This is a genomic window from Streptococcus sp. C150 (assembly GCF_000187445.1).
GTDB lineage: Bacteria > Bacillota > Bacilli > Lactobacillales > Streptococcaceae > Streptococcus > Streptococcus raffinosi.
The window spans coordinates 1,134,566-1,152,264 of sequence record NZ_GL698449.1; the positions used below are offsets into that span (position 1 = coordinate 1,134,566).

At 42.9% G+C, this 17,699-nt stretch carries 6 protein-coding genes; all 6 read right to left on the reverse strand.

The window, feature by feature from the left end; all coding sequences use genetic code 11:
* Window positions 1-20: 20 nt before the first annotated feature.
* Window positions 21-1,247 carry an accessory Sec system protein translocase subunit SecY2 gene (gene secY2 / locus HMPREF0848_RS05155; RefSeq protein ID WP_008535098.1) on the reverse strand — a complete coding sequence of 409 codons (1,227 nt, stop codon included), beginning with the start codon at window positions 1,245-1,247 and terminating at the stop codon, window positions 21-23.
* Window positions 1,248-1,382: 135 nt separating this feature from the next.
* A complete protein-coding gene (locus tag HMPREF0848_RS05160; protein ID WP_008535100.1) occupies window positions 1,383-3,476 on the reverse strand; it encodes a glycosyltransferase in 2,094 nt (697 codons plus the stop codon).
* A gap of 375 nt (window positions 3,477-3,851) precedes the next feature.
* Window positions 3,852-7,031, reverse strand: a complete 3,180-nt coding sequence (locus HMPREF0848_RS05165; protein ID WP_008535103.1) for an AAA family ATPase — start codon at window positions 7,029-7,031, stop codon at window positions 3,852-3,854.
* Window positions 7,028-8,236, reverse strand: coding sequence for an exonuclease SbcCD subunit D (locus HMPREF0848_RS05170; protein WP_008535106.1), 1,209 nt, complete (start codon window positions 8,234-8,236; stop codon window positions 7,028-7,030). Before HMPREF0848_RS05170 ends, HMPREF0848_RS05165 begins: the two co-directional genes overlap by 4 nt.
* A 181-nt stretch (window positions 8,237-8,417) precedes the next feature.
* Window positions 8,418-12,047: a mucin-binding protein gene (locus HMPREF0848_RS05175; protein ID WP_037608978.1), complete on the reverse strand. Its 3,630-nt coding sequence runs from the start codon at window positions 12,045-12,047 to the stop codon at window positions 8,418-8,420.
* A 441-nt stretch (window positions 12,048-12,488) separates the two neighbouring features.
* Window positions 12,489-17,699: ZmpA/ZmpB/ZmpC family metallo-endopeptidase (locus tag HMPREF0848_RS05180; protein WP_008535108.1), on the reverse strand; the 5,211-nt coding region annotated here is incomplete at its 5' end.

Here is a 17,699-nt window from a genome sequence, read left to right on the forward strand (position 1 = left end):
CCCCATGAGGGGTGAGTGTTTTATACATTTTCAAAAAGTGGGGTATAGGAAGTGTTGAGCTTCAAAGCTTTCATTTCCTCGTTAACATTGTAAATCATACCGCTAAAAATCAAGAAGGTCCCTGGAATCATACTCAGTTGCAAATAATCTGGATTGACCAAGACAACTAACATGGGAACCCCTGCCATAAAGAGCATGTAAAGGGCACCGATGAAACCAAGCCTAAGAACTAAGCGGTTGATATAAGCACTGGTTTCTTGACCTGGATAAACACCATAGATGTATTCACCCGACTTGCGCATCCGTTCAGAGATTTGTTCACCACTAACATTAACAAAGGCAAAGGCTAAACCGAGAACGAAGAGCATGACCATATAAACGGCCAACCAGATGGGTTGCCCGACAGTCAAGGCCTTGATGGCACCACTGGTCCACTTGTTTTCAGGATGGATAAATTGAATCAGCATAAAGACGTACTGAGGAATACTGACTAGAGACATGGCATACATGAAAGGCATCCCTCCAGCTGGATTTAACATAATATCCAAGTAAGAATATTGTTTGAAGCGGTTATGAATATTGATTTTATTGATTGAAATACGATATCTGGCCCGTTGGACAACTCCTGAAATATAGAGGAAGACCAAACTGAACAGGATCAAGGGAAGAAAGACATCCCAACCGATACCTAACTTATCAAAACTCTCCATGATTTGGAAAGGCAAATTAGCCATCATACTTGCCATCAAGATGACAATGGAACCACCAATCCCAAAGAGGGAGTTAAGATCTGATAGCCAGACCAAGAAAAAGGTCCCGGCAATCAACAGAATCGTATTCATAAAAATGGCGAGGCCAACATTGACCCCGGAGACGATAGGCAGGTTTAAGGACACTGCCAAGGACTGGACGACTGCGATTGCTAGAGTCAAATACATTCGCCTACGGTCCTGAATTTCAATAGGGAGGTTTTTTAAGCCCATTTTCTTAGAGAAAGAAAACATCTGCCAAAGAATCATGGCCGACATCCAAGGCGACAAGCCCACTGAGAAAAGTGACATGGACCTGAGGTTTCCTCCTATCATTGCACTAGAGAAAGCCAAGGAACCTATGACTCCTCCAAAGATATTGGCATGTTTCAAATCCACAAAAGGAAGAACCAATTGATTCCCTACACAATAAATGAAGAGGAAAAAGATGGTCCATAAGACACGCTTGGTAATTATCGATTGACTAATTTTTTTCACTATTACTCCTACTTCCTGCCTCTGTGGACAGGCTAATCTTACCTTATGAAAGGCGAGACAGACATTACTCTCTGTCTAAGTCACTGAGTTTTTTTATTTCCTATTCATACCAAAACCAAACGAGCAAAAGCCTCATCAAAGGCTCTTCTTACGCATTTGACGAATGGTCTCAGCCATCTCTTTCCAACGATCTCTTGAGTAGGTCTGTTGGTTATGTTTGGTTGACTTGAGATCCTCAAAGCCTAGAATGGGTTTATTTTCGAACCTAAAGGCATCAAGGATTTCCACTACCTTTCTTCCAGGGTTAATATCCAAAAGGAGGTCACTGGTATGAACCAACTCCAAGTCTAACCCATTTAAGCCTGCAATAGCTGAGTAAACTGTCACATTGGGATAAGTGATTAATTGTGCCAGTTTATCTGAAACATGCTGGCGACAGGCAATCTTAAACTGAACCTTAGGAAGCGCAGAGATAAGATCTGTCAAATGCGGAATTTCTGCAATATTGGTATAAATCAGGCAGGTAAATGGACGCCCCTTCGGATAAATCATATCCTCTAAGAGCGGTAGCAAGCCAGGATTATCACCCACCCCTGACCAATCCATTTGGGCATAGAACCACCAAACGTCACGATAGGCTTGACAGGCTAAAGGCAGCCATGGCTTACGATGTGAGGCGTAGTGTAGAACCTTAGGATAAGATTGTCCATTAGGCAAATGGAAACCAGCCAAACTTGACTTGGTGACGGCATAGTTATTGTCGAAAGACAAGGGCAACCAGTTATTGCGGAAGACCATATTCAAAATAGACTGTTCCGCAAATGGTACCTTATCATGCCACTCACTGGTCATGTCAATTAAGTGGCGTCTCATGTTGTACTGCTTCCAATAGGCAGTATCAATCACCATGAACCCGGCATCAAACATACACTGACGGTCCTGAACCTGAATAGCATAATCACGTACAGCAGCCAGAGGACGACCCTGCAAATCAAGTGTGAAAAGATCCTCCAGTGAACCCGTAACCACCATATCACTATCCAGATACAGTGCCTGTTCCTCAGACACAAAATCAGCTACAAAATAGCGGAGATAGCTGGCATAGTTACTATTAGTCTTGTATTGCTTGATCTGACTACTGTCCACACGACAGTTAATCACCTCACTACCAAAAGCAGCCAGATGACGGTTGAGCCCCCTGAACCATTCTTGTGAGAAATCATCGTTAATCAAGTAAAAACGGATATTACGATGGTGAAAAATGATGGACTTCATGGTCGCAAGCACTTGATCAACATAGCCATAGTTAGCCGCTAGGACAATAGCACGCTTTTTGGTCTCATAACGTTGAGGCGCTAAGCGTAAGACCTGATATTTTTCCTGAATAGAGCGGTAGGCATCAGAATGCGTAAGCCCTTGCTCTTCCACATTTTTCAGGCAAGCAGCTAGCATCTGACGGTAGGTAATCATGTATTTTTCCATAGGGAAACCATGACTAGCCACAATTGCCAAGCGCTCTTCCATGGCGTAAACCAAGGTCATCATCCAGTCCTGCATCCAAGTCGCCGATGGCATCTCAGGACTCTCACGATAAATATAGAGACCCTTGTTAAGGTAAATCGTGCGCTCACTCATGAGATAAGCCTTAAGATTGAAAAAGCCGTCCTCTCCCACATGTTCTTTAGGGAAAAGTAAGTCGTTAAACAAAGAACGCTTGTAGAGTTTTCCAGTCGCAGAAATCAGGGCGATATTAATGTTGTTAGTTTCTTCAAAGAGGCCGTCTATAATCTGAGCCGGTGAATAAACCTGCTCGTAATAGTCTTCATCTTTAATGTGAAAATAAAAGCGATTTTCCGATTCCTTATAGACACTATAATTGGCCACAGCAATATCAGCCTCATAAGCCAAAAGCTTGCTATAGAGGTCTTCCAAATAGGTTGACTCAACCCAATCTTCCGCATCCACATAAGTCACATAGTCACCCTTAGCTTGGCGGATACCAATATGACGGGCATCTGAAAGTCCACCGTTATCCTTTTTAAAATAAAGAATACGTGAGTCCTGAGCAGCATATCTACGGCAAATCGTATCACTATTATCTGTTGACCCATAGTTGATGAGAATGATTTCAAGATTTTGATAGGTTTGACCCAAAACGCTGTCTAAACAGGTCTGAATCTGCTTTTCTACATTGTAGACGGGTATAATTACGGAAATTTTTTCTGTCATTTTTATGTCTTATTTCTTCTAGCTAGTATTAGTGTTCTGTCTCAAACATTTCCCTCTTCACAAGGACCTGTTTAAGAGGTTAACAGCAGTTTCTGCAGTCACAAAAGATAAGGACTGTCAGCACTTTCTATATCCTTTTCCCTGATTTTAACGAGACTTAACCATATTAGATTATATCATACAATCACTTAATTTTCTAATAGATTAACTTTTATATGAGGAATTTTTTGCAACATTATTTCCTTTTATTTTCAGAAAAAACTGACAGTTGGGACACTTCTAACAAGGGACTAGAAAAAGAGATAGGTCAGATGACAACTATCTCTTAGAATGGTTAAAAAATTTTGGTGGAGGCTCTTAATCTCTCTACTCCCCTTAACCCTTATCCACAATCTTAATACGGCTACTGCCATCATGCGACTTAATGATGGCTAGTTGTTGGGCAATGCCTTCTTTCATGTCGTCCACGTGGCTGATGACACCGACCATGCGATTTTCACCGATTTGTTCCAAAACGGCAATAGCCTTGGTCAGGGCTTCCTTGTCTAGTGACCCGAACCCTTCGTCAATGAAGAGGGCTTCAACAACGGCACCCTTACTGGTATTTTGCACGACTTCTGAGAGGGATAGGGCAATAGCCAGTGCAGCGATAAAGGTCTCACCACCAGACAAGGATTTGACGGAACGCTCGCTACCTGTCAATCGGTCATAGACGTTGATGTCCAAACCAAAGTGATCACGCGCCCTACGTCCTTCTTCACTCAGGACAAAGGAGTAGCGATTATCCGTTAAGAGACCGATGTAGTTGGCATTGGCATAGTCCAAAATTTGTTGGAAATACTGACGGATGACGTAAACTTCCAGATTGAGACGACCAGTCAGAGCCGTATTTTCTCCCTTGACCACCTTGACCAAGTCACTAAGCTCTTGGTGGGCCTTAAAGGCCTCCAGGTTGCTGTCTTGAAGGGTTTTGGCAGCTTGGTAGGTAACCGTCGCATCCTTAAGCCCCTGCTCCATGACAGAAACTTGAGCCAGCTGCCTATCATAGCTTTCCTGACTAGCCTCTACTGCTTGCGCTAGACTATCTAAATCTGGTTTTTCTTGGTCTTTGAGAAGCTCTTGGCTCTTACTAATCTGGGTATGCAACTCTTGTTTAAGGGTTTGGTAACCTGTCAATTGAGCCTGAAGCTTAGGAATCGCTTGCTTGTTCACCTCAAGTAGCCAGAGCTGAATTTGCTCTAGGTCATTGGTGAGAGCTCCTTCAGTCTTAAGACTTTGGTCTAATTCGGCCGATAAACTCTGAACATCTTTATTGGCTTTCTCTTTAGAAGTGGTTATGGTCTCAACTTGCCCCTTGATTTCTCTAATATCGGCATGAAGTTGGTTGTAGGCTTCACCATTCTCCTTGACCTGTTTCTCATAAAGAGCCAATTCCTGCTTGGCAAGTGCAATACGGTCTTGATAAACCTCTACGGACTCTAGCTCTGGATGAGCTTCCTGCAAGTCTTTTAGGCGCTCCCTAGCTTGGTCAAGCGCCGCCTTGGCCTCTTGATAGCTCTTAGCTAAATCTGTCAATTTTCCCTGAGCTTTACCTAGCTCGGCTTGGTAATAGACTCGGTCTGTCTCTTCCTTATCATAGCGTGTTTGGAGTTCTTGATAATGCTTCTTAACTTGTCTTAACAAGTTTTGTCCATGACTGGACTCATAGCTCTCAGCAAACTCAAATTCAAATTGACCTGCAACTTGTTCCTTCAGTTCTTGGTAATGCTCTTCCAGTGTTTGCTCAGCTTTTGCTACTTGGTCAAGCAAATCTTGACGTTTTGATTCAACCTCGCTCAAGGTAGCCTGACGATTTGACAAGGTAGCGACTTGCTTTTCTTTTTGAACTTGAAGCTTCTCCACCTGGTCCATGAGATCCTTCAAAGCCGCTTCATCAGCTTGTGCTCCATCAACCTTAGGATGTTCCAGAGCACCACAAACCATACAAGGCTGACCATCCTCTAATTCTGCCTGCAACTGGGCAATCATGAGCTGACGGCGTGAGGCTATGGTTGTTGCTAACTTCGCTTCCAATTTCTTGAGGCTTTCTTGGGCTCGGTCAATTTCCAAAGACAGCCTTTGATGACGTTTGTCGGTCTTTTCCAACTCCTGATTCAAGTCCTCTATTTCTTTCAGGTCCTGAGCCAGTTGTTTTTCCACACTGTAGTCCACAGACTGGAGGAGTTTTTCGGCCTCATGCAAGCTATCTACACTAAGACGATTGGCCTCCAAATCTGACAAGGACTGGTTAAGCTTCTCAATCTTTTTCGACGCCTGCTGATAAGTTCCTTCCAACTGCTTGTAGTTAGTTCTTGAACGTTTGATTTTCTCCTGCTCTTGGGCCAGACTCTGGGCATAAATAACGTCCTCTTTCCAAGCTTCCAGCTTTTCTTCTTTTTGAAGAAAAGCCTCAGATTGAGTTGCAAGTACCTCTTTCTGAGCCTTAACGTTCTCAAAAGCCTGCTCCTTGACACTTAAAGCTTCCTGCGCAATTTCAAGGTCCTGTTCTAATTGCAACAACTGCTTCTGATACTGCTTCAAGCTACTAATGGTTTCTTGTAAGCCTTGAGCAAACTGCAATTCCTCTAGGTGTGCTTTAGCCACTGCCTGTTCTTGAGCACCTTCCTCAATTTCCAGACGATAACGCTCCTTGGCTTGCTCCAATTCTTGAAAAATCTTTGCCAAATCTTGAGCACTTTGCAAGCTTTTCTGCAGTTTAGCCAAGTCCTCATGGGCATCCTTCAAGATGCTTTTTTGCTCTGTAAGACTTTCTTGACGCTGAGACAGAAGCTCTTCAAGACGTGCCAATTTTTCAGAGGCTGGCGTTTGGGCCAAGACGGCTAATTCCTCCTCAGACCACACCTGACTGGCAAAATGACCATCTAGCTGAGCCTGACGCTTATCCATATCCTTATTGCTCTGACGAAGACGCTCTTCCAAGTTCTTTTGAAAACGGTCAAAGATACCTGTTCCAAAGATTTTCTTTAAAATTTGGGTTTTGGTCTTGGAATCCTCTTTCAAGAAACGACTAAAATCATTTTGCGGAAGAAGAATAATCTGCTTGAACTGCTCGGCATTGAGCCCCAAAATCTGCTCAATCTGGTCACCAACTTCCTTGATTTTATCACCAAGTTTTTCAATTTCCTGACCCCCAATCTTATCCACAATGACTAAAGAAGCCGTTGCTTTTTGCATGGTCGTACCACCGCCTCGCTTGACCCTCTCCTGCTGGAGAACACGCTCAATGCGATAAAGATGGTTTCCTTGTTGGAAGTAAAAAGTTACCTTGGTCAAGTCGTCCTCTGGACCAGCGAAGGTCGACCGCATCTCCTCAACATTACGATCACCACTGGTCGTCGCAAACAAGGCTACCGTCATGGCATCAAAGAGGGTACTCTTACCAGCCCCCGTATCCCCACCTATCAAAAAGAGGGGAGCATGGTCAAACTGGGTGAAATTGATGACTTCCTTACGATAAGGTCCAAAATTGGTCAATTCTAACTGAACTGGTCTCATTGTCGGCTCCTCCCAATCTCCTCAAAAATACTTTCCACAAGGGCAGTCTGTCTCTCAGACAAGGCATCGCCCCCAGTCACTGTCTGGTAAAAATCAGAGACAATTTCCTGCGGCGACTGCATTTCCAAATCTTTTAGGTGCTGATCAACAGTCAAGCTTTCTTCCCTGACATCACCAAGACGACTGAAGGTGATTTCCACAATGTCTGTTCCATAAATTTCTTCCAGACGGGCACGCACATTGATGCCTTCTAATTCCTTACGGCTAGACAATTGAATATCAAAGGCAAACCAAGCCTTTTGACAAGGCTGCTCCTTATAAAATTCGGGTGCCACCAAGGTTTCAAAAGGCGCCTGCAAGGCCACAATTGGACGTCTGACCCCTAGAGGATGGAAGGTCTGAGACAAGGCACCAGACGCATCCACCTCAACAATATAGACACCTTTTTCTTCCTTACGCTTGGCTTCTTTGACATTAAAGGCGACCGGACTGCCTGAATAGTGCACGCGCTGGGTAGGACTGGCAAAGCGCGTATGGATATGCCCCAAGGCCACATAATCGAAAGCCTTGAAAAGGTCACTGGTCACATTAGAAAGACCACCTACCGTATTTCTAGTTTCAGACAACATCAATTCTCTTAGACTTTGACCATCGCTATCATTCTTCTTAGAAACCGCAAAATGCGTCACCAAAATATGGGCCTTGTCAGGATCAAAGGCTTTTTCCATACCCTGGAGAATATAGGCCAAGGCATCACCAATCCCCTGAATCTCCTTATCCTCATCGTCTTTATAGTAAATACGAGCATCAATGGGGTCAATAAAGGGAAGGAGGAAAATCTGGCAAGCCTCCAACTCAATAGGCTCAAAAGCCTCCTCCAGACGTGTGCTCAAATGAAGGCCCTGAGGTTGAAAAAAGTCTCGCCCAAAATGCAAACGTTCAGCCCCATCGTGATTGCCACTGATAGCATAAACAGGAATCTGCTCCTCTAAGACCAAACGGGCCAAGGTCTTATTAAAAAGCTTAATGGCATCCACAGGCGGTACCGCACGGTCATAGAGATCACCCGCAATGATGACCCCATCCACCTGTTCCGAAATCGCCAAATCCACAATTTGTTGAAAAGCCCACTCCTGCTCTTCCAACAAAGACCAGCCATTGAGCGTTCGCCCTACATGCCAATCTGACGTATGTAAAAACTTCATGACAGTCTCCTCATTCCTTTTGTCTTACTCTATTGTACCTTATCAAACTGAATACTGCTTAAAAGAGTCACAAACTTAGTGACGTTTCTTGCTTTTTATCTGTAAAGACAAAAAAAACTCTCCCGAGCAATTCACACTCGAAAGAGTTTTTTAGTATTTATGAGAGATAAGATAGGAAATCTTAGTCTTGTTTTTTACGACGGTTCATAGCTGCAAGTCCAGTCATGAGTCCCATGACAACAACACCCATTGCTTCTAGGTTGTTACCTGAGTCACCTGTTACTGGCAATTGTTCATCGCCTTCTTTAGCTTTATCAGAACCATCTGCCTTCTTACCATCTTTATTTCCAGATTTCTTCTTATCTGAACCTTTACCGTCTGAAGCACCATCAGCCGCTGAGCCTGAACCCTTAGATCCTTTAGCACCGTTTGAAGTTGCTTTAACAGCTTTAGAAGTTGAGCTTCCACCATTAGCAGTTGAAGGTGTTGAACCATCTTCAACCTTGCGGTAGATGTAAGTAACAACTGTTTGACCTTCAGTCATCTTGTCTGTTGATTTACCTTCTTGACGAATCAATTCGTATTTCACACCATTACGGTAGATGTAACGGTCACCGTGAAGGTTAACATCAGCACCAACAGAGTTAGTGATAACAAGTGGCATCTTGATTTGGTTACCATATTCATCACGGTAGATAACGACGATTGTACCAACTTCTTTGTTAACTGCAGGTTTAGCAGGTTCTGCATTGACCAACTTGTAAACAACCTTAGTATCTTCACCAGGATTGCTTGGTGTCACACCAGTTTTATCAGCCTTGTAACCTTTAATTTCAGGAACAAGTGTCATAGCAGCCTTAGTTGGGTCATTAGGGTCATTTGTGTAAGCGATTCCTTCAGCACCTGGGATTGGGTTACCTTTTTCGTCAACAGGAATAATCTTACCAAATTTAGTGTAAGTAACCGTTTCAACCTTGCTGTCCATAGTAACATCTTGAGCAGCTACACGGCCTTTATCAGCGAAGTAACCATTAACCAAAGGTGTGAGGACGAGGTCAAATTTAGTCTTATCGGCCTTCCATTCACCAGTTGTAAGAATATCACCCGTTACAGAATCAAGAGTTAATGAACGTTTCCATTGTGCCTTTTGAACACTGTCTGCTGGCAATTTCGCATGGCTGTCTTTACTTGCATAATGAACAGTGTAAGTCACGTCCTTGAGGTAGGCATCCTTAGCAGGCCATTTTGGACCATTTGGTTGGTTAGGATAGATTGGTGTACCTGGTTCGTGAGCATCATCTGGATTAAAGTCAAGCGCAACACGTTTGAAGCTTACTGTCCAAGCTTGATCTACCGTACTGTCCAAATCAAATGTTGTGCCAGCTGGATATCCATCTGTCACAAGGACATAGCCAAGGTCTTGATAGTGCTTGATGCGTTCAGCTGTTGAATAACCAACTGCTTCGCCAGATTTACCAGCCAAAGAAACAGTTTCAAGCGTTGAACCACCAGTTTCATCACGATAAGTAACACTTGCTTTTTGATCATTCTTAACATAGACAACCTTAGTATCGCTAGACAAATCACCTGGTGTCGCAGGTACAACCTTAGCAGTGTATCCTGGGATAGTTGGCAAGTTCTTGTCAACAGCAATCATCTTAGTTGGATCGTTAGGATCGTTGATGTAGGCAGTATCTGAAACACCTGGAATTGGATTGCCATTTTCATCCACAATGATGAATTTACCAAAGGCCTTATAAGTTACGGTATCAGTTGCTTCTGGAGCATCTGGAGTAACTGTCTTGCCACCTGCTAGGGCTTTATCAGCAAAGTAACCTGTTACAACAGGAACCTTAACGCTAGCATAGGTGTGGCTAGCTTCATTCCAAGTCACTTTACCAGTTGCTTGGTTATCTTTACCTGCAAAAGTATAGTCAGATTTTACATCTGCAGCTGGTGTCTTGTCACCTGCACCTTGGAAGGTAACCGTTTGTTTAGTAGCTTTAGTCACATCATTAACAATAGCTACGTAAACGACACGTGTATCTTCACCAGGATTTGATGGAGACACTGGAAGGGCTTTAACAGTGTAACCAGCGATACTTGGAATTGTCTTGTCGATGGCAATCATCTTAGTCGCATCATCTGGATCGTTTGTATAAGCAGTTGTTGAGACACCTGGAATTGGATTGCCATTTTCATCAACGGCAATGAATTTACCAAAGGCCTTGTAAGTCACTGTATCAGTTGCATCTGGGGCATCTGGAGTAACTTTCTTACCACCTGCTACTGCTTTATCCGCATAGTAGCCAGTCACAACTGGAGTCTTAACTGTGCCGTAAGTATGGCTCCTTGCTGTCCAAGTTGTTGTGTTAGTTGTAGGATCTTCTTTACCGCTAAAGCTAAAGTCGTTTTGAGTGTTAGCAGCTGGTGTCTTAGCATCAGCACCTGTGTAGCTAACGGTTTGACTGGTTGCCTTAGTCACATCTTTAGTGTCTTTTTCAACGATAATGTGGTAATGGTAACCTGGTGCCAAATATTGACCGCCACCATTAGCATCAATAGAAGCATCTAAACCTTGAGCGCCATTGGCAAATTGAACGAGGTCAACGACACGGCTTTGATTGTAAGCCCAAGAACGATTTGAGCGAATCGTTGCAATACCGTTAACATAATCATATTGACGTTCTGCTTTCAAAACATCCACATAAGCATTAGCTCTAGACTTATCAGCAGATGCGTACTTGATACGGTAACCTGCTGGCACTGGTGGAAGTTCTGTTATACCGGCATCATAGATTTTATTGTAAGTTTTACCGTTTGCTGTGATTGTTTCAGTAGAGTTGTTAATACGGTAGGTTGAAGAGTTTGGAATCTTATTTCCAGCTTCATCCACATAGTCGATAATACCAAGGTTGGCATAGTTTACGACAACCATATATCTACCAGTCGCATCGTCAATGTAGTCATAAGCTCTCATGACACCATCGCTATCACGACCGACTTTAAGGTGGTTGATGTAGTCAATGTTAACAAAGCACTGTTGACGTTCTGGCAAATAGTCCAACTTATAGCCAAGGTTAGTCAAGTCAGGGTTGGTTGAGCCTGCTCCAGCATTGGTCAAAACAGTGAGTGCATCAACTGGACGAAGGTCACGGTTTGCGACCGCAAGTCCCATAGCATTGATGAGGTTTTCAGAGTTAAGACTAGCTTCGGCTGCGTTTAATTCGCTGCTTGTCACAGCCAACTCGCTTGTAGCTACTTTAAGGGCGCTATTAACAGCCTTTGATTCTGTGCTAGTAGCTTCTGTTGCTGTTGCAACTGAAGTGGCTGCACCAGTCGTTTGAGCTGACACTTGATCAGCTACAGGAGCCTCAGTAGCTGCTGTTGAGCTAAGGGCTTGTGCACTTGTAGCCACTGAAGTTGCTTGCGCTGTTGCAGACTCAGAGCTAGCTTGTGAAGCAGCATGTGACGCTACTTCTGAGCTAGCTGCTGTTTGACTAGTCGAAGTTGCCTGGCTGGCTGGTGCTGCTGATTGGGGCTGTTCGCTGGCCAAAGCCACAGTTGACACTGAGCTTGGTGCGTTTTCTGTTGTTGTTGGGGCCGTTGATGCCGCTGCCGGTGTTGACTGTTCTACAACCACATCAGGTTCAGCAGTTGTTGCCATACCTGTAGTAGCTGGTGCTACCGTTTCATCAGCTTGTGCGCCCTGTGCATTTGAAAAGATTGAAACTCCCAAAAGAACAGAGGCTACACCAAAGCTGTATTTCCGTAATGAAAAATGTTGGCGTTTATTAAACATATCTCTCATAGTAATAAAATTCCTCAATATCCAAATTACTTTATATACGTCTTCCATTTTATACCATAATTATTAAATTGTCAAATATATACTAATAATTGTTTGTTAATTTAATTTCTCTTAGAAAACATTAATTTTAGCCCCTTATCTAAATCCTTTGATTTATCAAAGCGTTCTAACCAAAACTTTCCAAAATGAACCACTTTGTCAGTTTTATAATTTTCAAAACACTTTCATAAGCAGACCGCATTTATTAAAAATCCGTCTCCACGCTACTCTTTTATGTTCTTTTTATGATAAGGATTAAAAAATACAAGATCAATCGGTGATAAGCTGACCTTATGCTTTCCCTATTGCCAGTACAATAATAGAAAACACCTCTCTCTGCTAATTTTTTGACAAGACTCAAAAATCCCCTTGGATGTTTTCCAAGAGGGATTATTTGAGCTATTATTTGAAAATAGAGCTTGTGAAACTATCTGTTTCTTGCAAGAGTTTCTTGTAGACAGCTTCTTTGAGTTTAGTCGTATGACTTGTTGACACTGACTTATTACCATTCTTATCCGTCTTGATACTTGCTGCATCTTTGGCAACAGCATCCTTGAACAAGGTTAATAAATCATTGTAAGAGGCTACACTTGTGCCATCAATCGTTACTGGTGTTAAGCCATGAGACGCTTTGTCTTTCACTTCTTTGAAGTAGGCTTTCTTGAAGGCTTCTAATGAGTTGAACTTCCCATCAGAAATCTTGTTAATAATAAAGTCATCGCCAAGGGTGTTCTTACCAGCCGCTTTGGCTTCTTGTTTATACTTGTTCGTCGCATAGCCTAGGAAGCCTTTTTCATAGCCGTAGTAACCCCAGAGTCTGAAAGTATTATGCTTAAAGGACATAGCACCAGGAGAACCCTCGCTGGTATTTCCGCCATAAATGGCAGACATCATAGGCACATTGACATAGGCAGAAGCGAAATCATCTGGTTTATAGACACCATTGCCCGGTCCACGATTGGTCATGAAGTTGTTATCCACAAGGTCATCGATAGAGGTCAAGGTCATAGCCTTTTCACTATCGTTCAAAGGACGAACCTTATCGTATTGATTTTTGCTGCTACCACGCATTTCCTTATCGACCTTCTTGAACCAAGCATTATTGAGGTCCCGGTTGCCTTGACTAAGGACCGCTTCCCCTTCAAGTGAGTCAAGAAGCATGAGGGTATCATTGTAACCCTTCATGTAACGGTCGATGGCTTCACGTGAATTCAACTTGTTTGGATTTGTGTCATACCATTGATTACCATCGTTAGGGCGTTCAAAGGCCATATTGAGTCCTAGTGCTCCGTATTCACCTTGGTGACCCTGAGTAGCTGGTGATTGAAGAAGACCTTGGGCATAAGCTTCAACGTCTGTTCCTTCACGACGACCATAATCGCCAAAGTAGGCAATACGGTCATTGATGTGGGTCGTTTCATGCGTGAAGGCAGAGGCTCCGTACTCACTAACCACATTAGACATGATAAAGGTTACCTTGGCACGGTTATCGTAGGCATTGTCGTAAATAGACGCATAAGCACCAGCCACAGCACCATTATCTCCATAGTATTCGCCGACTGGGCCATAGATTTCACGAATTGGCGCATAGATATCTTTACTGTCTTTAAATTGGCCGTAGCGATCTGGCCAACCTGGCCAACCATGACCCCAGACATAGTAACCTTCCCAGACCGGAATGACAATATCCTTGAACAATCTGTCCTTAACCTTATCGGTAGCCAATCGTTGCCAGAAATCAAGATAGTTAATTTGACGTTGAGCAGCCAAATCAATCTCAGGCTTGAATTTCTCCAAGGTCGTGTTGTATTTATTGGCTGTACCATAAGACATGGTGTCATAAGTAGAAATCAAGAACATCTGTGTCTTATCAAGATTCAACAAAGGAAGAATCATCTTTCTATGCAAGCCACGGGTTAAGTTATCATAAGCACGGTACTTGTGCTCGCCGACACCTTGGTTTTGAGAAGCTTTCTCAACAACATAGACCTTATCCTTAGTCGCATCAATGAACCAGTCATTCATGTTATCAATAGTGGTAAAGAGTTTTCGATTGTAGTTGAGGAAGTCGTTTAAATCCCCAGATTTAGTATATTTAGCTAGAACTTCACCGAAAGCATCGTATGTTCTTGAACCACTGATATTATTTTCCTTAGAGCCAATTTCAATCAAGCGGTCAAGAACATCCACATTGTTACCATAGAAATCAGGTTTAAAGAGCATGAGTTCCTTGATATTGACATCATCAAATTTCACACCATAGTAGCGATTCAAGTAGGTCAAACCTAGCAGGAGGGCAGCCTTATTTTTCTCAACCTTGTCAAGAATCATTTGTTGGGCAGCAGGTGATTGGTTGAGTTGATGGTCTTCATTTTCAACCAGCTTAGTGACAAGGTTAGTCAAATTAGCCTTAACAGCGTCAAAGCTTTCTTCCAAGTAAAGATTCTTAATAGCATTGACCTTGTTTCCTCCGGTACGACCAAGTTTTTGGTAAATCGGGTCAGACTGCAACTCAATTGGTTTAAGGATATTGACAATACCGTTGATGAGGCTTGAGTGGTCTTTTTGAACGATATTTGGGGTGTACGTGATACCCAAATCAGTAACAGTGTACTCCTTAACGTTGCTCAATCCTTCGGAACTATCTGAAAGCTTGAAGTAATCTTTTGTACCATCAGCATAGTGAACAATAATCTTGTTAGCATCACTTAAATCTGTGACAAAATTACTGTCTTTCATTGGTGTCACTGAGAGCACATCTTTGGTATTCAGGTTATGGTCTTTAGCCAGTTTGTTTGCTTGATAAACAATATAATCTTTGTTATAGAAGGGTTGAAGTTTCTCAATATTCTTGTAAGCCTTGCTATATTCAGGCTTATAATCTTGAATATTGGCGAAGTCTGATGGACTAGAAACATTGTTAAGGGTATTCAAATCGTAAGGCTCACTAACAAATGTATCAGCTGTAATCTTGTAGCCTTCAACACGCTTATCAGCTTCTTCCTTAGTCAAATGTTTGAGTTTTTTCGGACTCTTGGTATCTCTACCAGTGCCATCTTCGGCAGAGCTATAGCCGATAACGCCAAAGAGGTCTTTGATATGAGGTCCACCATCTTCGTCATCCACATCATTAGAAGCAAAGATTTCTTGACCTTTGATAACCTTGGCATAGGTCACGTTGTCTTGAACAGCTCCGTAAGGCCAAGTCTTGGCAACAATACCACCAACATATCTTGTGTTTTTAACATCAAGCACACCTTTAGCTACTGAGTTTGTTACTCTAGCCTTGGTTCCTGACTTCCAGCTATTAAGCATGTAGGTGACATATGGTACCAGCATACTGGCATTGGCATTATTGGCCGTAATAGTCGCATCCACATAGGCTCTGTTAACAAATCCCATGTAGTTTGAGCCAGCAACCCCACCAACTGTTGAGTTATTACCAACAGAGTTAATCTTACCGATGAAGGCGACATTTTCAATCTTACCATCTTCATCAATCTTATTGACAATACCTGAAACGTCATTGTTACCGGTCACTGAACCAGTCACCTTAACATCTTCAATCAGACCTTTGTTTTTAAGGTTAAATCCAATGGTTGCGATTTGATTTTGACCAGGGCGATTGATGTCTACATTTTCAAAGTTGATATTCTTGATAGTTCCGCCATTGATGACATTAAACAATGGGTGCTCTAAATCATAGATGGCAAAGCGTTTATCACCATCACTAATCAACTTACCAGTAAATTCTGAGGTAATGTATGACTTGCCATTTGGAACGATGTGGCGAGCACTCATGCTTTGACCAAGTCTAAACTCACCTGATGGATTAGCCTGAATGGCATTGACCAACTCACCAAAATCATAGTAAACATTAGCTTGACTAGGCTTTGGTTTCTCAATGTAGTAGCTATAAGTTTGCGCAAAGTGATTTTGGGCATCCCGTTGCACCAAATTATCTGCTTCTGCAGTTACCTTATAAACCGCTTTGCCATCAACTGTTGTTTCTTCGATAGACTTAACTGCCAAGTAAGTAGTCTTCTGGTCTGCCGAAGTCATTTTCAAGTAGTAATTCGTGAGGTCTTGAGGTACAGCTGTCAGACGGGTCTCATCCACTTCTGTTTGATTGTCATACTTAATCAAATCTGTACGGGCAAGGTCCTTAATCTCAACTTTCTTGAGGTCAAGTTGGATGGTTTGGTCTTCCAAAACTTGACTTTCCTCACCATTGCCACGATTAAAGGTCATGGTTGTCGTAAGTGTATAAGGCTTGTAATAAGCTAAGTTGGTTAGGTCAGCAGTCAAGGTCGTGCTAGGAATATCAAGTGTTTGGACAACTTGTCCATCTTGCTTAAGGACCGCTTTAATAGTCGTAATGGTTGCTGAACCTGGATTAGTCAAGTTGTAGCTCAGTTTAGCACTGCGACCCAAATCATCCTTGTCAATCTGTGTCAGTGTAAGCACAGGCTTTTCTGACACCTTAGTTCCTTTATGAACGATACGGTCTTGAACAGGAACGAGCACGGTTTCAGTGATAGTTGGTGCCTCAGACGTCTTATTCCCTTTATAGGTCTTATAGACCTTGGTGATTTTATTTTGACCTTTTTGGCCTTCTTGAACAACCTTAAGAGTGCCCTTTTCAAGACTATCATCCTCTTGGATAATTTCCTTAAATGGAAGCTCTACAATAGATTCTTCAGTCGTTGTTCCGTCTAGAGACTTGCTACCACGACGAATTTTTCTAGGTTGTGGCACCTCGATAACCTTACCTGACACAATAGTTGGCTCACCAACCTTGACACCATCAATGGTTTGGTAAATCTTCTGGATTTCTTGGCTACCTTTTTGCCCCTCTTGTTCGACAACTTCTTCATCCACATACTTGCTATCATCAGTGATAACTTCGATAGGATAATCAATGGCTTGCGTTTCAGTCTCTGTGATACTTCCTACAACTGGGGTATGAATAGGGTTATCAGCTTGGACCAGGGCTTCACCTTCGTGACCTGGTTCTTGGGTTCCTTTAGCTTCTAGTTTGCCTGTATATTCTGGATTAGCTGGCTGAACAGTGGCTTCACCTTCATGACCTGGTTCTTGAGTACCTTTAGCTTCAAGTTTACCTGTATATTCTGGATTCGCTGGCTGAACAGTGGCTTCGCCTTCATGGCCTGGTTCTTGAGTTCCGTTGGCGCTAATTGGGCCTGTATATTCCGGTGCGGCTGGTTGAACGAGCGCCTCGCCCTCATGACCAACTTCTTGGGTACCATTAGCACTAATTGGACCGGTATATTCTGGCGCTGCTGGTTGAACCCAAGCTTCACCTTCGTGACCAACTTCCTGTGTACCATTGGCACTTATAGTATCGCTACTGATTGGACCCGTATACTCGGGATTGACAGGCTGAACAGCAGCCTCCCCTTCGTGACCAATTTCTTGCGTGCCATTAGCACTGATTGGTCCTGTATATTCTGGTGTAGCTGGTTGAACCCAAGCTTCACCCTCATGACCCACTTCTTGCGTGCCATTAGCACTTACAGTATCGCTACTAATTGAACCCGTATACTCGGGATTGACAGGCTGAACAGCAGCCTCCCCTTCGTGACCAATTTT